General features: G+C 66.2%; 12 protein-coding genes. 11 read left to right on the plus strand and 1 reads right to left on the minus strand.

Going from position 1 to position 20,774, the window contains the following annotated elements:
• The first annotated feature begins 61 nt into the window (after positions 1-61).
• The 6 genes from GGR40_RS17130 (at position 62) to GGR40_RS17155 (ending at position 9,838) form a co-directional block, all read left to right on the plus strand.
• The gene (locus GGR40_RS17130) at positions 62-3,487 is read left to right on the plus strand and encodes a response regulator (RefSeq protein WP_429277496.1); all 3,426 of its coding nucleotides are present in this window, start codon (positions 62-64) and stop codon (positions 3,485-3,487) included.
• A 9-nt stretch (positions 3,488-3,496) separates the two neighbouring features.
• Positions 3,497-4,324 carry a CheR family methyltransferase gene (locus GGR40_RS17135; RefSeq protein ID WP_429277497.1) on the plus strand — a complete coding sequence of 276 codons (828 nt, stop codon included), beginning with the start codon at positions 3,497-3,499 and terminating at the stop codon, positions 4,322-4,324.
• Positions 4,321-4,929, plus strand: coding sequence for a chemotaxis protein CheB (locus tag GGR40_RS17140; protein ID WP_429277467.1), 609 nt, complete (start codon positions 4,321-4,323; stop codon positions 4,927-4,929). The genes GGR40_RS17135 and GGR40_RS17140 overlap by 4 nt, the downstream gene beginning before the upstream one ends.
• Positions 4,926-6,098: a hybrid sensor histidine kinase/response regulator gene (locus tag GGR40_RS17145; protein WP_429277468.1), complete on the plus strand. Its 1,173-nt coding sequence runs from the start codon at positions 4,926-4,928 to the stop codon at positions 6,096-6,098. Before GGR40_RS17140 ends, GGR40_RS17145 begins: the two co-directional genes overlap by 4 nt.
• Positions 6,099-6,227: 129 nt before the next feature.
• Positions 6,228-8,651 (plus strand): hypothetical protein, encoded by a 2,424-nt coding sequence (locus tag GGR40_RS17150; protein WP_429277469.1) that lies wholly within the window; start codon positions 6,228-6,230, stop codon positions 8,649-8,651.
• A 116-nt stretch (positions 8,652-8,767) separates the two neighbouring features.
• Positions 8,768-9,838, plus strand: a complete 1,071-nt coding sequence (locus GGR40_RS17155; RefSeq protein ID WP_429277470.1) for a LacI family DNA-binding transcriptional regulator — start codon at positions 8,768-8,770, stop codon at positions 9,836-9,838.
• Here GGR40_RS17155 and GGR40_RS17160 read toward each other — a convergent pair.
• Positions 9,835-11,373, minus strand: coding sequence for an ABC1 kinase family protein (locus GGR40_RS17160; protein WP_429277471.1), 1,539 nt, complete (start codon positions 11,371-11,373; stop codon positions 9,835-9,837). The genes GGR40_RS17155 and GGR40_RS17160 overlap by 4 nt on opposite strands.
• Before the next feature lie 219 nt (positions 11,374-11,592).
• On the opposite strand from GGR40_RS17160, the gene GGR40_RS17165 reads away from it, so the two are divergent.
• The 5 genes from GGR40_RS17165 to glgX are packed head-to-tail and all read left to right on the plus strand — an operon-like array spanning position 11,593 to position 20,768.
• Positions 11,593-14,040: a glycogen/starch/alpha-glucan phosphorylase gene (locus GGR40_RS17165; protein WP_429277472.1), complete on the plus strand. Its 2,448-nt coding sequence runs from the start codon at positions 11,593-11,595 to the stop codon at positions 14,038-14,040.
• On the plus strand, positions 14,037-16,211 hold the full coding sequence (gene glgB / locus GGR40_RS17170; RefSeq protein WP_429277473.1) for a 1,4-alpha-glucan branching protein GlgB: 2,175 nt from the start codon (positions 14,037-14,039) through the stop codon (positions 16,209-16,211). The genes GGR40_RS17165 and glgB overlap by 4 nt, the downstream gene beginning before the upstream one ends.
• Positions 16,212-16,243: 32 nt before the next feature.
• A complete protein-coding gene (glgC, locus tag GGR40_RS17175; RefSeq protein WP_429277474.1) occupies positions 16,244-17,506 on the plus strand; it encodes a glucose-1-phosphate adenylyltransferase in 1,263 nt (420 codons plus the stop codon).
• Positions 17,503-18,975 (plus strand): glycogen synthase GlgA, encoded by a 1,473-nt coding sequence (glgA, locus tag GGR40_RS17180; protein WP_429277475.1) that lies wholly within the window; start codon positions 17,503-17,505, stop codon positions 18,973-18,975. Before glgC ends, glgA begins: the two co-directional genes overlap by 4 nt.
• Positions 18,972-20,768 (plus strand): glycogen debranching protein GlgX, encoded by a 1,797-nt coding sequence (gene glgX / locus GGR40_RS17185; RefSeq protein WP_429277476.1) that lies wholly within the window; start codon positions 18,972-18,974, stop codon positions 20,766-20,768. The genes glgA and glgX overlap by 4 nt, the downstream gene beginning before the upstream one ends.
• The last annotated feature ends 6 nt before the right edge of the window (positions 20,769-20,774 follow it).

Here is a 20,774-nt window from a genome sequence, read left to right on the forward strand (position 1 = left end):
CGATTACACCGCAAGCGGAACGCCCGGGCGCTTGGGCGCGGGATAGAGGTTGACGATCTTCATGCAGAGCAGTTCAGGTGCCGTCCGTTCGCGACGAAAGGCGGGCCTCGATCCGCGCACGGCCTTCGGCCTGGCGATCGCGGTGCTGTTCTTCGTGGTCAGCGGCTCCGTCGCCTTCATGAACGTGCGGACCATGCGCGAAGGCGCCGACCGCATCGTCCATTCGCATGAAGTGATCCTGTCGATCACGGCGCTGCTGTCGGCGGTGAAGGATGCCGAGACCGGCCAGCGGGGTTATCTGCTGACGGGCAAGGACACGTATCTTGCGCCTTATAACGCGGCTGTGGCCGACGTGGATTCGCGCTATGACACCGTCGCCTCCCTGACCAGGGACAATCATGAGCAGCAGGCCCGCCTGCCTTCGCTGCGTCGCCATCTGGACACCAAGCTGGCCGAACTGCGCGAGACGATCGAGGCACGCCGGGCACGTGGCGGGCAGGCCGCGCTGGACATCGTCAATTCCGATCGCGGCAAGGTGGCCATGGACGAGATCCGCGCCCGCATTGCCGACATGCGCCTGACCGAGGAAGGCCTGCGCAAGGAACGTCTTGCCGAAATGGAGCAGGCCTATCGGTCGGCATGGGTCAGCGGCGTCATGTCCTGCCTGCTGGGCATCGTGCTGACCATGGTGATCGGCCTTCTGCTGCGCCGTGCCGCCGTTGCCACCGCCCGCCGCGAATGGCTGCAGGCGGGGCAGGTTGACCTGTCGGCGGCGGTGCTGGGCGATCAGCCGATCGACCCGCTGGGCGAGAACATCCTGGGCTTCCTGGTGCGCTTCGCAGGCGCGCAGGCGGGCGCCATCTTCTCTTCCGAGAACGGCCATTACCGCCGCATCGCCGCCTATGGCGTGGCACCGGACGCGCAGCTGGTGGAGCGGTTCAGCCGCAAGCAGGGCCTGCTGGGGCAGGTCGCCGCGGACGGCGAGCCGGTGGTCCTGTCCGACATTCCCGACGGCTATCTGACGATCGGTTCCTCGCTGGGCCGCGACAAGCCGCGCCATCTGGTGATCGCGCCCGCCAGCGCCGACGGGTCGGTGCAGGGCGTCATCGAACTGGGCTTCCTGCAGCCGGTGGACGATGCCGTGCTGGAGTTTCTGGCCGAAGCGTCGATGGCGATCGGCGTTGCCCTGCGTTCCGCCCGCTATCGCTCCCAGTTGCAGCACCACGCCGAGGAGCTGCAGGTCCAGAGCGAGGAACTGCGCGTCTCGAACGAGGAGCTGGAAGAGCAGGGCCGTGCCCTCAAGGAATCGCAGGCTAGCCTTGAACAGCAGCAGGTGGAGCTGGAGCAGACCAACTCGCAGCTGGAAGAACAGGCGCAGCTGCTGGAAAACCAGCGCGACAATCTGGCCCGCGCAAACGCGGCGGTCGAAGCCAAGGCGGCGGAGCTGGAGCAGGCGAGCCGCTACAAGAGCGACTTCCTGGCCAACATGAGCCACGAGTTGCGCACCCCGCTCAATTCGCTGCTGATCCTGTCCAAGCTGCTGGGCGACAACCGCACCGAGAACCTGACCGGCGAACAGGTCCAGTTCGCGCGCACCATCGAATCCGCCGGCAACGACCTGCTGGCGCTCATCAACGACATTCTCGACTTGTCGAAGATCGAGGCGGGACACTTGCAGATCCGCCCGGAATCGGTGCTGGTGGAACGCTTTGCGCGCGATTTGCGCCCGGTGTTCCAGCCGGTGGCCGATACCCGCAAGCTGGACTTCGCCATCACCGTCGCCCCCGGTGTTCCGGCCGAGATCGAGACCGACCGCCAGCGGCTGGAGCAGGTGCTCAAGAACCTGCTGTCAAACGCCTTCAAGTTCACCGAGCGTGGATCGGTGCGGCTGGAGATCGCGCCTGCGCTGGACGGGCAGGTGGCGTTCACCGTCGCCGATACCGGCATCGGCATCCCGCAGGAACAGCAGAAAGCCATCTTCGAGGCATTCCGCCAAGCCGATGGCACCATCAGCCGCAAGTTCGGCGGCACTGGCCTTGGCCTGTCGATCTCGCGAGAGCTGGCGCGCCTGCTGGGCGGCTCGATCTCGCTGACCAGCGTGTCCGGGGAGGGCAGCCGCTTTACACTGACGATCCCGGTGACTTACGACCCGGCGCAGGTTCAGGCGCCTTCCGTGCCAGTCGCCGCAGCTCCTTCGGGCCCCGAACAGCCTCAGGCGCAGGCCCCGGCGCCCGAACCTCGTCACCCGGCGCCGATCCTGCGCCAGGTCGAGGATGACCGCGATAGTCTGGGCGTGGGCCAGCGCGTGCTGCTGGTGGTGGAGGACGACGCCGCGTTCGCCGGCATCGTGCGCGACATCTCGCGCGAGATGGGCTTCCAGTGCCTCGTCACCGGTACGGCGGAAGAGGCGCTCAGCCTTGCGCGCACGTTCAAGCCCCATGCGGTGGTGCTGGACGTCGGGCTCCCCGACCAGTCGGGCCTCGCCCTGCTGGACCGCTTGAAGCGCGACGTGGAAACGCGGCATATCCCCGTGCACGTCGTTTCGGGCAGCGATCACACGCAGACAGCGCTCGCGCTCGGCGCGATCGGCTACCTCATCAAGCCGGTCAAGCGCGAGGAACTGGCGGGCGTGCTGGAGGCACTGGCGGCCAAGCTGTCGTCCGAAGTGCGCCGCGTGCTGATCGTGGAGGACGACGCGGTGCAGCGTGATGCCGTCACCCGCCTGCTTGCCACCGGCGACGTCGAGGCGGTGGGCGTGGCCAGCGCCGCAGAGTGCCTGGAGGCGCTGCGCGAGGCGACCTTCGACTGCATGGTGTTGGACCTCAACCTGCCCGACGCCAGCGGATTCAGCCTGTTGGAAACGCTGAGCAAGGAGGGCGCCTACGCCTTCCCGCCGGTGATCGTCTACACCGGCCACGACCTGACCCCTGCCGACGAGCAGCGCCTGCGCCGCTATTCGGATTCGATCATCATCAAAGGCGCGCGGTCTCCCGAACGCCTGCTGGACGAGGTTTCGCTGTTCCTGCATCAGGTCGTCACCGACCTGCCGGACGAACAGCAGACGATGATCCGCGCCGCGCGCAACCGCGATGCGATCCTGGAGGGTCGCCGCATTCTGGTGGTGGAGGACGACGTGCGCAACGTCTTCTCGCTCACCAACATCCTGGAGCCGCAGGGGGCCACGGTGGAAATCGCGCGCAACGGGCAGGAGGCGCTGGACGCGCTGGAAGCCTCTGCGGCGGACGAGACGAAGCGCATCGACCTTGTGCTGATGGACGTGATGATGCCGGTGATGGACGGCCTGACTGCCACCCGCGCCATCCGCCGGGATCCGCGCTGGGCCAGGCTGCCGGTCATCACCCTGACGGCCAAAGCGATGCCTGACGATCAGGAGCGCTGCATAGAGGCCGGAGCGAACGACTACATGGCCAAGCCGCTGGACGTAGACAAGCTGCTCAGCCTTGTCCGCGTGTGGATGCCCAGGTAAAGCATGACGATGGACGCGGAAAAGGTCGAGGATATCGAGATCCGCCTCCTGCTGGAGGCGATCTACCGCCGCTATCATTACGACTTCCGCAACTATGCGCAGGCATCGATCCGCCGCCGCCTGCGGCAAGCGCGCGAGCGGATGGGCATCAAGACCTTCTCGGCATTGCAGGACAAGCTGCTGCACGATCCCGCCGTCGCCGGGCAGGTGCTGCGCTTCATGACCGTGCAGGTCAGCGATTTCTTCCGCGACCCCAGCTATTTCAGGACATTGCGCGAAAAGGTGGTGCCGCACTTGCGCACCTATCCTTCGCTCAAGGTCTGGATCGCCGGATGCAGCGCGGGCGAGGAACTGCATTCGCTGGCCATCCTGTTCCGCGAGGAGGGGCTGGAGGAGCGCACGCTGTTCTACGCCACCGACATCAATCAGGAAGCGCTGGAGATCGCGGCGCGCGGCATCTACCCGCTGGATCGGCTGAAGGCCTTTACTGAGAACCACCGCCTGTCAGGGGGCAAGTCCTCGCTTTCGGATTACTATACCACCGGCTACGGCGGGGCGGTGTTCGACAAGTCGCTGCGGGAACGGGTGGTGTTCTCCGACCACAGCCTAGTCACCGATGCGGTATTTTCGGAGATGCACCTGATCTCCTGCCGCAACGTCATGATCTATTTCGACCGCGATCTGCAGGACCGGGCCATCGCGCTCTTCCGCGATTCGCTGATCCGCAACGGGTTCCTTGGCCTTGGGTCCAAGGAGTCCCTGCGGTTCTCCGCGCATTCCGCCGATTTTGCGGACTTTGCGCGAGAGGAGAAGATCTACCAGAGGCGCAAGGCATGAGCGCGTCGGTACCCGAGTCCTCACCCGTGTCTGCGATCGTCATCGGTGCTTCGGCAGGTGCGATCCAGGCGCTGCTGCGAATCCTGCCGCAGCTGCCCAGCGGCTTCGCGCTGCCGGTGCTGGTGGTGATCCATGTGCCGCCGGGTCGCCGCAGCGAACTGGCTGGCCTGTTCGCGGGCAAGTGCCGCGTCCCCGTGCGCGAGGCGGAGGACAAGGAGCCGATCGTGCCCGGCACCGTCTACTTCGCGCCGCCGGACTACCACCTGCTGGTCGAAGTGGCCGAAGGCGCCGACCACACGCTGTCGCTTTCCACTGATGAGCCGGTGTTCTTCTCTCGCCCCTCCATCGACGTCCTGTTCGAGAGCGCGGCCGAGGCTTATGGCGACGCGTTGATGGCGGTCGTGCTGACCGGCGCCAACGAGGATGGTGCGCGCGGCCTGAGGTCCGTGGCAGAGGCGGGCGGGCGCGTCTGCGTGCAGGATCCGGCCACGGCCTATGCCCGCACGATGCCCGATGCCGCGCTGGCCGCCTGCCGACGGGCGCGGGTGCTGTCCATCCCGCAGATCGTGGACTGCCTGATCGACGAAGGGCGCAAGGCGGCATGAACGCAACCGATCCGGTCCCCGTCCTCCTCGTCGACGACCTGCCCGCCAACCTGCTGGCGCTGGAAGCGCTGCTGGAGGGTGAGAACGTCACCATCCTCAAGGCGGGGTCGGGTGCTGAGGCGCTGGAACTGCTGCTGGCAAACGACGTGGCGCTGGCTCTGCTGGACGTCCAGATGCCGGAGATCGACGGGTTCGAACTGGCCGAACTGATGCGCGGGGCGGAGCGCACCCGCCATGTGCCGATCGTCTTCGTGACGGCGGGCGCATCCGATGCCCTGCGCAGGTTTCGCGGGTACGAGGCCGGCGCGGTGGACTTCATCGCCAAGCCGATCGAGCCGGACATCCTGCGCAGCAAGGCGCGGGTGTTCTTCGACCTCTATCGCCAGCGCCGCCAGATCGCCGCCCAGCGCGACGAACTGGCGGCGGCGGCGGCGGCCCTGCGGCAGGCCGATGCGAACAAGGACCGCTTCCTGGCGGTACTGGCGCATGAACTGCGCAATCCGGTGGCCGCGCTGATGAGCGGGCTGGACCTGCTTGGCCGCCCCCGCGCCGCCGATCAGGCCGAGGAAATCCGCGCGCGCATGGACCGCATGCTGTTCCACCTATCGCGCATGGTCGAAGACCTGCTCGACGTGTCGCGGGTGAGCGAGGGCAAGGTTTCGCTCAGGACTGCCCCGATCGAACTGGCCACCGTCGTTGCTTCCGCCGTGGAAGGCAGCCGCCATGGTATCGAGGCCGCCGGGCACCGTCTGACGATCGACCTGCCCGATGTCCCCATCGTGCTCGACGCCGACCATACCCGGCTGGCGCAGGTGCTGGCCAACCTCCTCAACAACGCCGCCAAGTATACGCCTGAAGGCGGCAACATCGCGCTTTCCGCCAGGGTCGCCGGGAACACGCTGGAACTGCGCGTCGCCGATGATGGACTTGGCATCCCGCCCGAAAAGCAGCCGCACGTCTTCGACATGTTCATGCAGGTGGAGGATCATCGTCGCAATGCACAGGGTGGGCTGGGCATCGGCCTTGCGCTGGTACGCCAGCTGGTGGAGCTGCATGGCGGCACGATCGGGGTCGAAAGCGCCGGTATCGGGCAGGGCTGTACTTTCACCGTCACCCTGCCGCTGCCATTGCAGCCAGCCGGGCCCGGGGAACAACCGGGCCGCTCGTAGGCTTACAGAGCGCTTGCCCGCGCAGGCCCGCAGAGGCTAAGGCCGCAGCCGGGGGCTGGTCTGAAACAACGACGGGAATGCAGGTTCTTGCCGAAGCGAACGTCTATCCGCCAGAGATCGCGCCTCTTCATGGCCGTTGCCGTGATTGCGCCCGCAGCCCTGTTGGCCACCGCAGTCAGTGCCGATACCGCGCCTTTCGAACTGAACGGGCCGGATCTGCGCGTCGAAGTCACCCGCGATGGAAAGACGCTGCCGATCGCGCGCGTGCCCAGCCTCTCGCCGGGGGACAAGGTGGTGATCCACGGTGACCTGCCGCAGACGCAGAGCGCCAACTTCGCGATCATGTCCGCTTTCCTGCGTGGCGCGACCAATCCGCCGCCCAAGGACTGGACCGCTTTTGCGGAGACGTGGAAAAAGAAGGAGAAGGACAACACCCTGACCCTCACCGTGCCTCGCGAGGCGCGCCAGCTGGTGCTGATGATGGTGCCGGAAACGGGCGGCGCGGAAGGGGTATTGGTCGACGCAGTGCGGGGCAAGCCGGGCGAATTCGTGCGGGCCAGCCAGGATCTCAACCAGGCCTCGCTCGACCATTCGCGGCTGGAGACGTTCATGGCCGCGATCCGTGCGCAGGACGATACCGGGCCGGAATATCTGCGTACCGTGGCCCCGGTGCTGGCGCGCAGCCTGTCGATCAAGCTGCAGGAGGACTGCCTTTCCAAGGTGATTCAGATGCAGGCTTCATGCCTGGTGCAGAACCGTGAATCGCTGGTGCTGAACGACGTCCACACCAGCTCGCTGGCCGAGACGATCACGGGCACGCCGACCGACCTTGCCCTGCAGCTGGCCAACACGCGCGAAGGCGGGGCAGGGTACTACAGCGCCTATATCGCGGTGGCGCGTGACGTGGCCAGGATCTTCGGCGCGTTCAACAACCCCGAATTCAACTACCTGCCCACATTGACCCTGCGCGACGCAGACCGGATGTCGCTGCTGCTCAATGCGGCGCCGTCGTTCAAGAAGCCCAAGTCGGTGATGATCGCGGCGATGCCGGCGGTGGAGGCGGACATCCCGCCCCAGCTGCGCAGCACCGCCAAGGGGCCGATCTGCATGGCGCCGGGCACGGTGCTGCCGGTGGAAGGCGCGCCGCTTATCTACTCGACCGACTTCGCGCATGACATGAAGCTGCGGCTGACGGCGCCTTCCGGCCAGACGCACGAGGTTCCGGTGACCGCGCGGGCCGACAAGGGCGGCTATGTGCTGGACATGGCGGCGGTGCCCGCCAGCTTCGTCGGCGATGTGCGGGCGCACTTGCACGGCATCTGGGGGTTTGCCCCGTTCGACGGGCCGGACTTCCTGCTGCAGCGGCCCGGTCCATCGGCCTGGAAGGTGGCGGGCGCCGCCGACGCGCTGGTGATCGGGCGCGACAACGATGTTGTGCTGGAAGGCGTTGCCCCCGGCTGCGTGGAGAACGTCACGCTGCGCCGCGCCGATGGTGTTGGCCGCCCCGTGAAGTGGCAGGCGCAGGACGGCGGGCGGCTGCTGGTGACGGTGCCGCTGGCCGATGCGGCGCCCGGCGAACTGCGCCTTGAGGTGCGCCAGCGCGGCGGCGCGGCAGGTGGCACGGGGGGCGGCGCAGGGCAGACCGTCAGCTTGCGCGCGCGGGTGCAGGCAAGCCGCCTTGACGGGCTGGAACTGCATGCCGGTGACGCCACCGGCGTGCTCGTAGGGCAGCGACTGGATCAGGTGCGCGCGGTGATGCTGGGGGACGTGGAGTTCCGCCCTGACGGCCTTGCTCGTGAAGGCGGGGCAGACCGGCTGCAACTGGCCGCGCAAGGGGCCGGGCGGGTGCCGGATGCGGGGGCCTCGCTCAAGGCCGATGTCAGGCTGGAAGACGGCCGCGTGCTGGCTCTGCCGGTCCGTATCGCCGCAGCGCGTCCACAGGCCTCGGTATTGAGCCGCACGATCTATCCTGCGCCGGCAGAGGCGGGAACGCGGACGCTGGACCTTGGGGGCGGCGATGTTCTGCCCGACAATGCCGAGATGGTCTTCTCGCTGAAAGCGCAAGGGAGCACGAAGTTCGGCGCGGGCGACGCGATCGAGATCGCCGGTGGGCAGGATAGCGGCCAGAACGTCGCCGCCGTCGCCCGCCTTGCCATGGGCAAGGGACTGAGCCTGGAGAGCGCGGATGTCGTCGTGGCGACGCTCGACGCGAAGGATCTGCCGCCCGCCACGTTCGGGCCGATCCGCTTCCGGCTGTCCCGCAAGGCTCCTGGCGGCGCGGAAGAACGCGGGGACTGGGCGCCGCTGACCACCGTGGTCCGCCTGCCGCGCATCGATGGCGTGACGTGCAATGCGCAGACCTGCGTCATCACGGGGCGCAGCCTGTTCCTGCTGGACAGGGTTGGCACCGATCCGAACTTTGAAAAAGTGGTGCCGGTACCCCCCGGATTCACAGGTCGGACGCTGGAAGTGCCCCTGCCCGCAGACGGCACCCTGTACCTGAAGGTGCGGGATGCCCCGGACGTTGCCATCAAGCTCCCCACCAGGTCTTGACTTGCATAACCAAATAGGTTAGCAAAAGATTGGCAGCCGAACATGGGGCCGGTGGGGTCATTCCCTCCGGCCTGAAAATGCTCTAGCAGCCGTGTCCTGCCAGGGAGATGACGCGTATGGCCGATGACAATTCCGGATCGCCGCCACGGTCACGCTCGTCCCGGCGGTCGCGTGCGGGCGCGACGATCGCCGATGTGGCCCGCGATGCCGGCGTCTCGCTGATGACGGTGTCGCGCGTCATGAACGGCAAGGCCAACGTGCGGGAGGAAACCCGCGAACGGGTGGAAGCGGCGATCAAGGCGCTGAACTATTCCCCCAGCATCGCTGCCCGCAATCTGGCGGCGGCAAGCGAGATCCGCATCGGCCTGCTCTACAGCAATCCCAGCGCAGGATACCTCAACGAATTTCTCGTCGGCAGCCTTGAGCAAGCGAGCCGGTCCAATGTCCAGCTGGTGGTGCAGCTTTGCGAACGGGCCGAGGAACGCGCCGCCATCGTCCAGCGGCTGATCGACGGCGGCATCGACGGCGTGATCCTGCCGCCGCCGCTGTGCGATGCCGAGGACATTCACCGGCTGCTGCGTGATGCCGATGTGCCCGGCGTCGTTGTGGCATCGGGACGTCCGCCGATCGGCCTGTCGTCCGTCAACATCGACGACCGGGCCGCGGCGAGCGCGATGACGGAGCATCTTGCCACGCTGGGCCACCGCCGCATCGGATTCATTTCGGGCAATCCGGACCAGACCGCATCGGCGTTGCGCCTTTACGGCTATGTCGATGCACTGGATGCGCAGGGGCTGACAGCGGATTCGGAGCTGGTGGTGGAAGGGCTCTTCACGTACCGCTCCGGGCTTGAGGCGGCGCAGCAGTTGCTGGCGCTGGACCCGCGCCCCACCGCGATCTTCGCCAGCAACGACGACATGGCCGCCGCTGCGGTCTCGGTCGCCCACCGGCTGGGTCTCGACGTGCCGGGCGACCTGACCGTGGTAGGTTTCGACGACGCCCCGCAGGCGACCACGACATGGCCCGAACTGACGACGATACGCCAGCCCATCGCCGACATGTCGCGTGCCGCCGTGGTACAACTGGTGGAAGACATCCGCACTTTGCGCGAAGGTCGCCGTCTGGCGCCGCGGCAGACGCAGATGCGCTTCGAACTGGTTCGCCGCGAATCCGACGGCGCCGTCTAGCCGGCGAACGCCGTGACGAGCATCGCTGCGGCGTGAAGGGCGATCGCCCCGGCTACCAGCAACGCGGCGCGGTGCAGCACGGGCGCAAGGGGCGCTGCCGGTTCCCGGCCCTCGCTGCGCTCAAGCCGGGCGCTGGCGGCGCGCATCAGGCGCGGCGCGTCGGCGGACAGGCGCGAGAGTTCGAGCAGCACGGCCTCCATCCGATCCGGAGCCGCCAGCCGGGTAAGCCGCGATGCCACCAGCCTGCCGCGCAGTTCGCCCAGCGCCTCGGACAGGTCGAAGTCCGGCGCGATGCCTGCCAGCACCCCGTCCATCGTCACCATCGCCTTGAAGATCAGCACCAGATCAGGCGGCAGGACCAGCCCTTCGCCGCGCAGCAGCGGGAAGAAATCCGCGACCATGGCATTGAGCACCAGCGCGCCCGTTCCATGTCGCGCGACCAGGCGTTCGGAGGCGACCAGCAGGCGCTCGCGCGGGATTTCGCCAGCCTGCGACCATGATGCCAGCATGTCTGCCACCCCGCCCGGATCGTTGCTGCGCAGCGACAGGATGAAGGTCAGGAATTCATGCTGGCGGCGCGGGCTGACGAAGCCGACCGAGCCGAGGTCCAGCAACGCCAGTCGATCCTGCGGGTTCCGGGCGTCCGGCGACAGGCACAGGAGGTTGCCGGGGTGGGGATCGGCATGGAAGCGCCCGTTGACCAGCACCATCTCGAGCACCAGTTGCGCGCCCAGCCGGGCGATGGCGGAGGGATCGATGCCCGCCGCGCGAAGAGCCGCAGGATCGCGGGGCTTCAGGCCGTCGATGTAATCCATCACCAGCACGCCCTCGCTGGTGTGCTGCCAGTGGATGCGCGGCACCACGACTTGCGGGATGGATGCCAGGTCCGCGCGCAGCATGTCGGCATTGCGGCCCTCGTTGGTGAAATCCAGCTCGTCCAGGATTTCGCGCCCAAGCTGCTCGATCATCGCCGAGGGCATCATGCGCCGCGCTGCCGCGCTGCGCTGTTCGACCAGTGAGGCGATGTGGCGCAGCAGCCGCAGGTCGGCCTCCATCGCCTTGCGGATGCCGGGGCGGCGTATCTTGACCACCACCTGCGTGCCGTCATGCAAGGTGGCGCGATGGACCTGAGCGATGGATGCTGCCGCCAGCGGCTCCACGTCGAAGCTAGCGAACGCGGTTTCCGGCGGCTCGCCCAGCGCGGCTTCCACCGCCGGGCGCAGCGTGTCGAACGGCAGGCGCGGGGCGTCGCTCTGCAACTGCTCGAAGGCGGCGATCCAGTCGTCGGAAAGCATGTCGCGCCGCGTCGCCAGGATCTGTCCCAGCTTCACGTAAGTCGGCCCCAGCGCCTCAAGTGCGCGGCGGGTGCGGGTGGGGAGATCGGCCTCCTCCTGCGCCTGCGTGCCGGCCCCGCCCGACAGGCCCAGACGCGCCAGCAGCGAATCCAGCCCGAACCGTGCGATCACCGCGCTCGCTTCGGCCATGCGGCCCCGGTCACGCGCGGCGACGGTCATCGTTTCAAGGATCGTCGGCATTTCGGCTCCTGTCTTGCGCTGCGGGAAACCGGCGAGGGCGGCGGGCGGTTCCTTGAAACCGTCCCCCGCAAATTCGTGCCGCATTGCACAAATCGCTCTTGCCGCTTCTTCGGCCTGTGCTAGCCATGTTGTTCAAGGAGTGGGGAAACCTTTCACTCCACGGCGGTAACCGGCCCGCCCCCGCACGCCAAGGGGCGGCCAGCGAAGGAGTGTTCTCTCGTGGCCAGCGAACCCGTGACCGGCGGCACCGAACCCGGTGCTTCCGCCTCCGATGCGGTAGAGCAGATGAAGCAGGACATCCTGCGCGTGCTGCGGCGCCGGATCGGCAAGGACCGGCGCGCCGCAAAGCAGCATGACTGGTATGCCTCTTCCATCCTGACGCTGCGCGATCACATCATCGACGCCTGGATCGAATCCACCCGGCGCACGTATGAGACGGGCGGCAAGCGCGTCTATTACCTCTCGATGGAGTTCCTGATCGGGCGGCTGCTGCGCGATGCGCTGTCCAACCTGGGCGTCACCGGCGACATGGAAAAGGCGCTGGCCGACTTTGGGCTGAACATTGCCGAGCTTGAGGAACTGGAACCTGATGCGGCGCTGGGCAACGGCGGGCTGGGGCGTCTGGCGGCGTGCTTCATGGAAAGCCTCGCCACGCTGGACATTCCCGCATACGGCTACGGCATCCGCTATGTGAACGGCATGTTCCGCCAGCGCATCGACGATGGCTGGCAGGTGGAACTGCCCGAAACCTGGCTGGCCCATGGCAACCCGTGGGAGTTCGAGCGACTGGAAAGCACCTATCGCATCGGCTTCGGCGGGGAAGTGGTGGCGCAGGGCGACGGCGTGATGTGGGAGCCGGCAGAGCATGTCGATGCCACCGCCGTCGATACCCCGGTGGTCGGCTGGCGCGGCAAGCGCGTCAACACGCTGCGGCTGTGGACTGCCAACCCGATCGACCCGCTGAAGCTGGACGCCTTCAACGCCGGTGACCACTTCGGCGCGCTGGCCGAAAAGGTCCGCGCCGAAAGCCTGGTGCGGGTGCTCTACCCGGCGGACTCCAGCCCGGCGGGGCAGGAACTGCGGCTACGGCAGGAGTATTTCTTCACCGCCGCCTCGATCCAGGATATCGTGCGCCGCCATGTCCAGTACGAAGGCGATATCCGCACCCTGCCGGACAAGGCCGCGATCCAGCTCAACGACACGCACCCCTCGGTGGCCGTTGCCGAACTGATGCGCGTGCTGGTGGACGAACAGGGGCTAGAGTTCAACGAGGCGTGGGAGGTGACGAAGAAGACCGTCTCCTACACCAACCACACGCTGCTGCCCGAAGCGCTGGAGACGTGGCCGCTGCCGCTGTTCGAACGGCTGCTGCCGCGCCACATGCAGATCATCTACGCCATCAACAGCCGCGTCCTGCGTGAAGCGCGCAAGGCCGGGCTGACCGACGCGCAGATCGCCGCGATCAGCCTCATCGACGAAAGCGGGGAACGGCGCGTGCGGATGGCCAACCTGGCTTTCGTCGGCGCGCATTCGATCAACGGCGTGGCTGCGCTGCATACCGACCTGATGAAGGTCACGGTCTTTGCTGACCTCCACGCGCTTTACCCGGATCGCATCAACAACAAGACCAACGGCGTCACCCCGCGCCGCTGGCTGCAGCAGTGCAATCCCGGTCTGACGTCGGTCATCAGGGACGCCATCGGCCCGGCATTCCTGGACGATGCGGCCCGGCTGTCCGATCTCAACGCGCTGGCCGACGATCCGGAGCTGGGTGAGCGGATCGGGCAGGTCAAGCGCGCCAACAAGGGGGCGCTGGCGGACTACATCAAGCGCACGATGGGCATCCGGCTGGACCCCGACGCGCTGTTCGACGTCCAGATCAAGCGCATCCACGAATACAAGCGCCAGCTGCTCAACCTGATCGAGACGGTGGCGCTCTACGACCAAATTCGCAGCCATCCGGAGCGGGACTGGGTGCCGCGCGTCAAGATCTTCGGCGGCAAGGCCGCGCCGAGCTATCACAACGCCAAGCTCATCATCAAGCTGGCCAACGACATCGCCCGGCGCGTCAATTCCGATCCATCGGTGGGCGGGCTGCTCAAGGTCGTCTACGTGCCCAATTACAATGTCAGCCTGGCTGAGCGGATCATTCCCGCCGCCGACCTGTCGGAACAGATTTCGACGGCGGGCATGGAGGCGTCGGGCACCGGCAACATGAAGTTCGCACTCAATGGCGCGCTGACGATCGGCACGCTCGACGGCGCCAACGTCGAGATCAAGGAGCACGTGGGCGACGACAACATCGTCATCTTCGGCCTTACCGCCGACGAAGTCGCCGCCAAGCGCGCCAACGGCTACAACCCGCGCGCCGTGATCGAGGAATCGCGCGAACTGGGGCAGGCCCTGTCGGCCATTGCCTCGGGCGTGTTCTCGCCCGACGATCCGCACCGCTACGAAGGGCTGGTCAATGGCATCTACGAGCACGACTGGTTCATGTGCGCCGCCGACTTCGACAGCTACACCGCCGCCCAGCGCGACGTCGATGCCCGCTGGGAAGACAAGGCAGGTTGGCGTGCCTCGGCGATCCGGAACATTGCCAATGTCGGCTGGTTCTCCTCCGACCGTACTATTTCCGAGTACGCGAAGGACATCTGGAAAGTTCTGTGAAGCCACCGCAAAGCGCTCTTGAATCCCTGCTGCAAGGCAACCACGCGGACCCGTTTTCGCTTCTTGGAACTCATGCCGGGCCTGACGGCACCTATCTTCGGGCGATCCTGCCGGGCGCTGACGAAGCCGAGGCTTTCAGTCTTGACGGGCGGTGGCTGGGCGCGCTCACGAAAGTGGACGATCGTTTCCTGTTCGAGGGACGGCTGCGGATAAAGCCGCAGCCGATCCGCTATCGCTGCACGGCAGGCGGCCACGACTGGCTGGTCACCGATGCCTACAGCTTCGGGCCGGTGCTGGGTCCGGTGGACGACCTGCTGATCGCGCAGGGCACGCACATGCGCCTGTTCGACAAGCTGGGCGCGCACCTGATCGAACATGAGGGCGCGCACGGCGTCCACTTCGCGGTCTGGGCGCCCAATGCGCAGCAGGTCAGCGTGGTGGGCGATTTCAACGACTGGGATCCGCGCCGCCACATCATGCGCCGCCGCACGGACATCGGCGTATGGGAGATCTTCGTTCCCGACATCGGCGATTACCGCGCCTACAAGTACCACGTCGTCGGTGCGGACGGCGCGGTGCAGCCGCTGAAGGCCGACCCCTTCGCCTTCATGGCGGAAATCCGCCCCGACAACGCCTCGGTCACCGCCGTTCCCGCCAAGCTGGACTGGGGCGACGCCAGGCACCGGGACCACTGGGCGTCTGTCGATGCCCGCAAGGTGCCGGTGTCGATCTACGAAGTGCACGCCGGATCTTGGAAGCGCGATCGCTGGAACTGGTTCCTCGACTGGGACGCGATGGCGGACGAACTGATCCCCTACGTGGTCGAGATGGGCTTCACCCATATCGAATTCCTGCCCATCAGCGAGCACCCCTATGATCCCTCGTGGGGGTATCAGACGACCGGCCTTTACGCGCCGTCGTCCCGCTTCGGGGAACCGGCGGGCTTTGCCCGCTTCGTGGACGGCGCACACCGCGCAGGCATCGGCGTCATCCTGGACTGGGTGCCCGCGCATTTCCCCACCGACGAGCATGGCCTCGTCCGGTTCGACGGTACGGCGCTGTACGAACATGCGGACCCCAAGCTGGGGTTCCACCCGGACTGGCAGACGCTGATCTACAACTTCGGGCGCCGCGAGGTGCAGAGCTTTCTCGTCAACAATGCGCTGTTCTGGGCGGAGCGCTATCACGTCGATGGCTTGCGCGTGGATGCAGTCGCATCGATGCTGTACCGCGACTATTCGCGCAAGGCAGGCGAGTGGATTCCCAACGCCGAGGGCGGGCGCGAGAACTGGGAGGCGGTGGAGTTCCTGCGCCAGACCAACCGCGCGCTTTACGGATCGCACCCCGGCTTCATGACCATCGCCGAGGAATCGACCGCATGGCCGGGCGTCACCCAGCCCGCCTACGAAGGCGACGGCAAGGGGCGGGAAACCGCGCTGGGCTTTGGATTCAAGTGGAACATGGGCTTCATGCATGACACCTTGCGCTACATGGCGCGCGATGCCGTGCACCGCAAATATCACCACGACGACCTGACCTTCGGCCTCGTCTACGCCTTTTCCGAGAACTACGTGCTGGCACTCAGCCATGACGAGGTCGTCCACGGCAAGGGTTCGCTCCTCAACAAGATGAGCGGTGACGACTGGCAGAAATTCGCCAATTTGCGCGCCTACTACGCCTTCATGTGGGGCTATCCCGGCAAGAAGCTGCTGTTCATGGGGCAGGAATTTGCCCAGCGTCGCGAATGGAGCGAGGACCGCGCGCTGGACTGGGACCTGCGCGGAGCGCCTGCGCACGAAGGGGTGCGCAACCTCGTCAAGGATCTCAACCGGCTCTACTGCGACAAGGAAGCGCTGCACGCCGGCGACTGCGAGCCGGACGGGTTCGAGTGGCTGATCGTCGACGATACCGAAAATTCGGTATTCGCCTGGCTGCGCAAGGCGCCGGGCGCGCCCCCGATCGCCGTCATCGCCAACATGACGCCGACGATGCGGACCGGCTACGAGGTGCCGCTGCCGATCGATGGCCAATGGAGCGAGATCCTCAACAGCGATTCAATTCACTATGGTGGGACGGGGAAAGGCAACCTTGGGCAGGTAAAGGCGTTGGGCGGGACGGCAAGCGTCACCCTGCCGCCGCTTGCCACCGTTATGCTTGAATACACTGCCTGAATATTGTTCAGATCGATACGGAGAGACATGAAATGAGACCAGCTTCCGGCTCGCCGCTCGCGCGCGAAGCCATGGCCTATGTTCTGGCCGGCGGCCGAGGCAGCCGCCTCAGGGAGCTGACCGACAACCGCGCCAAACCCGCTGTTTATTTCGGCGGTAAGGCGCGCATCATCGATTTTGCCCTGTCGAACGCGATCAACTCGGGCATCCGCCGCATCGGCGTGGCGACCCAGTACAAGGCGCATAGCCTGATCCGTCACATGCAGCGGGCATGGAACTTCATGCGTCCGGAGCGCAACGAGAGCTTCGACATCCTCCCCGCCAGCCAGCGCATTTCCGAACTGCTGTGGTACGAAGGGACGGCGGACGCGGTCTATCAGAACATCGACATCATCCAGCCGCACGATCCCAAGTACATGGTCATCCTGGCCGGCGACCACGTCTACAAGATGGACTACGAGCGGATGCTGCAGCAGCACGTCAACTCGGGCGCGGACGTCACCGTGGGCTGCCTGGTGGTGCCGCGCATGGAAGCGGTGGCTTTCGGCGTCATGCACGTCGACGAAACCGACCGCATCACCGCCTTCGTTGAAAAGCCCGCCGACCCCCCGGGTATTCCGGGGCAGGAGCACATGGCGCTGGCGTCCATGGGCATCTACGTCTTCAACACCGATTTCCTGTTCGAACAACTGCGCCGCGACGCCGCCGACCCCGACAGCAAGCGCGATTTCGGGGGCGATATCATCCCCTACATCGTCAAGCACGGCAAGGCGCAGGCCCACCGTTTCACCGACAGCTGCATCCGCGCGGCAGAGGAGATCGAGGAATACTGGCGCGACGCGGGAACGCTGGACGCCTATTTCGAGGCCAATCTCGACCTGACCGACACCGTGCCCAAGCTGGACATGTACGACCGTGAATGGCCGATCTGGTCGGACTCGGTCGTCGCCGCGCCCGCCAAGTTCGTCCACGACGAAGACGGCCGCCGGGGCCATGCGATCTCCTCGCTCATTTCCAACGACTGCATCGTGTCGGGCGCACTGGCGCGCAAGTCGCTGCTGATGACCGGCGTGAAGATGGGCAGCTTCTCCAGCGTCGAGGAGGGCGTGGTGCTGCCGTACAGCAACATCGGGCGCAGCGCCCGGCTGAAACGGGTCATCATCGATTCCGGCGTCCGCATCCCGGAAGGCCTCGTCGTGGGCGAGGATCCGGAACTGGATGCGCGCCGCTTCCGCCGCACGGAGAACGGCATCTGTCTGATCACCAAGCCGATGATCGACCGGCTCGACCTGTGAGCACCACGCTTCGGGTACTTTCCGTCGCCTCGGAAGCGGTGCCGCTGGTCAAGACGGGGGGGCTGGCGGATGTGGCTGGCGCGCTTCCGGCAGCGCTGGCCCCGCACGGCGTGGAAACGACCACGCTCCTTCCCGGCTATCCCTCCGTGCTGGGAGCACTGGGACCGCGTACAAAGGCGGTCCATTCCTGGCCGTCGCTGCTGGGCACGTCTGCGCGCCTGCTGGCCGGGGCACTGCCCGATGGCCATCCGCTGCTGGTGCTGGACGCACCCGCCCTCTACGCACGGGAAGGGCTTCCCTACACCGACGCCGCCGGGCTGGACTGGGCCGACAATTGGCAGCGCTTCGCTGCGCTGGGGCGCGCCGCAGCGGACATTGCGGGCGGCGCGGTGACGAAACGTGGGAAGTCGCAGCCATTCGATCTGGTCCATGCCCATGACTGGCAGGCCGCGCTGGCCCCTGCCTATCTGCGCTTCGCACCATTCACTGACCGTCATACGCCCTCTGTCGTGACCATCCACAACATGGCGTTCCAGGGCTGGTTCGACCCCGGCGTGTTCCCGCAACTGGGCCTGCCTGACACCGCGTGGTCGCTTGACGGGGTCGAGTACCACGGCGGGCTTGGCATGTTAAAGGCGGGCCTTGCCAGCGCCGACGCGATCACCACCGTCAGCCCCACTTATGCGCGGGAAATCCGCTCCAGCGCGTTCGGCATGGGGCTTGAGGGGCTGATCGTAGAGCGCGGCGCGCAAGTCCACGGGATACTCAACGGCATCGACGCCGATGTCTGGAACCCCGCCACTGACAAGGCGCTGGCCGCGCGCTATTCACACCGCAGCCTCGACAAGCGCCGGGCGAACAAGCGCGCGCTGGAGGCGGAATTCGGCCTTGACGAAGGCGACGGCCCGATCTTCATCGTCGTCACCCGCCTGACATGGCAAAAGGGCATGGACGTCCTGCCCGAAGTCCTCGACCATCTAGTCGGCATCGGCGGCCGCCTCGCCCTGCTTGGTTCGGGCGATGCCGCGATAGAGCGCGCTCTTCACGAAGGCGCGGCACGCCATCCGGGCCGCGTCGGCATTCGCATCGGTTACGATGAAGCGCTGTCGCACCGCATGCAGGCGGGCGGCGATGCCATTCTCATCCCCTCGCGCTTCGAACCGTGTGGCCTGACGCAGCTTTACGGGCTCGCTTACGGCTGCCTGCCGGTAGTGGCGCGAACGGGCGGGCTGGCCGACACCGTCATCGACGCCAATCCTGCGGCGCTGGCTGCCGGATGCGCCACCGGCGTACAGTTCGATGGCGTGAACTACGATGCACTGGCAGCCGCGCTCACCCGCACCGTCCAGCTTCACGCATCGCCGCCGCTCTGGCAGCGGCTCCAGAAGAACGCGATGCGGTGCGATTTTTCATGGTCCGCCAGTGGCCATGCTTACGCCGAACTCTACCGAATGCTGGCTACGGCATGACCATGCTGGGCGCGGTAGTCGAACGCGGCAAGACGCGTTTCGCGGTGCGCGCCCCGCGGGCAGAGGCCGTCTGGCTGTGCCTGTTCGACGGGGACACGGAAACCCGCCATGCCATGGAGCGCGAAGGCGACACATGGGTGGCGACGTTTCCGCGCGATCTTGCAGGCGCGCGCTACGGCTATCGGGCTGCCGGGCCGTGGGCGCCGGAAGCGGGATGCTGGTTCGATCCGGCCAAGCTGCTGGTGGATCCCTACGCCGTCGAACTCGACCGTCGTTTCATCCAGAACCCTGCGCTGGCGGAACATGGCACGGACACAGCTGCCGTCGTGCCGCGCGCCATTGTCCTAAGCCCCACACCCTCACTCGCTCTGAAGCCGCCGCGGTTCGCGCCGGGCGGGTTGATCTATGAACTGAATGTGCGGGCGTTCACGATGCTGCACCCCGATGTTCCGGAACATCGGCGCGGCACCGTGGCGGCTTTGGCGCATCCGGAAGTGCTGGCACATCTGGTGCGGCTAGGCGTAGCGGCGGTGGAACTGATGCCGATCGTCGCATGGATCGACGAGCGTCATCTGCCGCCACTCGGCCTCGTCAATGCCTGGGGCTACAATCCGGTGGCGATGATGGCGCTCGATCCTGGCCTGTGTCCGGGCGGCGTTTCGGAACTGCGCGAAACCGTGGCGGCATTGCACGCGGCGGGCATTGCAGTGTTGCTAGACCTCGTCTTCAATCACACCGGCGAAAGCGATGTGTGGGGCGGCATCCTGTCCCTGCGAGGGCTGGACAACGCCATGTACGCCCATGCTCCGGACGGCAGCCTGATCAATGATACGGGATGCGGCAATACGCTGGATTTCGCCAATCCTGCAGTGCGTCGACTTACTCTGGATGCCATGCGTCATTTCGTGTCGCGGTGCGGGGTAGACGGTTTCCGGTTCGACCTTGCTACCGTTCTGGCGCGTGGGCCGGGCTTTGATGCCAACGCTCCGATCTTTGCCGAAATTGCGCAGGATCCCCTGCTGGCCGACCGCGTGCTGATCGCGGAACCTTGGGACATTGGCCCAGGCGGCTACCAGGTGGGCCGTTTTCCTCCCAACTGGCTGGAATGGAACGATCGCTTCCGTGACGATGTCCGCCGCTTCTGGAAGGGCGGAGAAGGCATTGGCACCCTGGCAACGCGTCTCGCTGGCTCCAGCGATCTGTTTGGCCCCAACTCCCCGCAACGCCCATGTCGCTCGATCAACTTCCTGGCCGCACATGATGGTTTCACCCTCGCCGACGTGGTCGCCTATGAACAGCGCCATAATCTCGCGAATGGGGAGCATAATCGCGATGGTCATGGCGAAAATTTCAGTTGGAACAACGGCGTAGAGGGGCCATCCGCCGACTCGCTGGTGCTGGACCGACGCCGCTCCGACCTCAAGGCGCTTTTGGGAACGTTGTTCGTCTCAACAGGGACGATCATGATGACCGCCGGAGATGAGTTCGGGCGGTCGCAACAAGGCAACAACAACGCCTACTGCCAGGACAATGCGCTGACCTGGATCGACTGGAATACCCGCGACCACGACCTTCAGGCTCATGTCGAGCAACTGGCAGCAATCAGATCCTCCAATTCAGCCCGATACGCCAGCTTTCCTGAAACTGCGATCTGGCTGACCGAGGACGGCACCCCCATGGCCGTGAGCGATTGGGAAAAGCCGGATGCAGCCAACCTGCGATGCGAGACGGTGAATGGCACGGGCTTCCGTATAGATCGCCGCGATCGCACCGCGACAACGTTGGGCACCTGAATTCCG

Source organism: Novosphingobium gossypii (assembly GCF_050433305.1).
Taxonomy (GTDB): Bacteria; Pseudomonadota; Alphaproteobacteria; order Sphingomonadales; family Sphingomonadaceae; genus Novosphingobium; species Novosphingobium gossypii.

Bases quoted from the DNA above. Each gene is read 5' to 3' on its own strand.
- GGR40_RS17135 (WP_429277497.1), top strand. From the start codon at position 3,497: ATGGACGCGGAAAAGGTCGAGGATATCGAGATCCGCCTCCTGCTGGAG.
- glgC (WP_429277474.1), top strand. From the start codon at position 16,244: ATGAGACCAGCTTCCGGCTCGCCGCTCGCGCGCGAAGCCATGGCCTAT.
- GGR40_RS17145 (WP_429277468.1), top strand. From the start codon at position 4,926: ATGAACGCAACCGATCCGGTCCCCGTCCTCCTCGTCGACGACCTGCCC.
- GGR40_RS17140 (WP_429277467.1), top strand. From the start codon at position 4,321: ATGAGCGCGTCGGTACCCGAGTCCTCACCCGTGTCTGCGATCGTCATC.
- glgX (WP_429277476.1), top strand. From the start codon at position 18,972: ATGACCATGCTGGGCGCGGTAGTCGAACGCGGCAAGACGCGTTTCGCG.
- GGR40_RS17150 (WP_429277469.1), top strand. From the start codon at position 6,228: ATGGCCGTTGCCGTGATTGCGCCCGCAGCCCTGTTGGCCACCGCAGTC.
- GGR40_RS17130 (WP_429277496.1), top strand. From the start codon at position 62: ATGCAGAGCAGTTCAGGTGCCGTCCGTTCGCGACGAAAGGCGGGCCTC.
- GGR40_RS17160 (WP_429277471.1), bottom strand. From the start codon at position 11,373: ATGCCGACGATCCTTGAAACGATGACCGTCGCCGCGCGTGACCGGGGC.
- GGR40_RS17155 (WP_429277470.1), top strand. From the start codon at position 8,768: ATGGCCGATGACAATTCCGGATCGCCGCCACGGTCACGCTCGTCCCGG.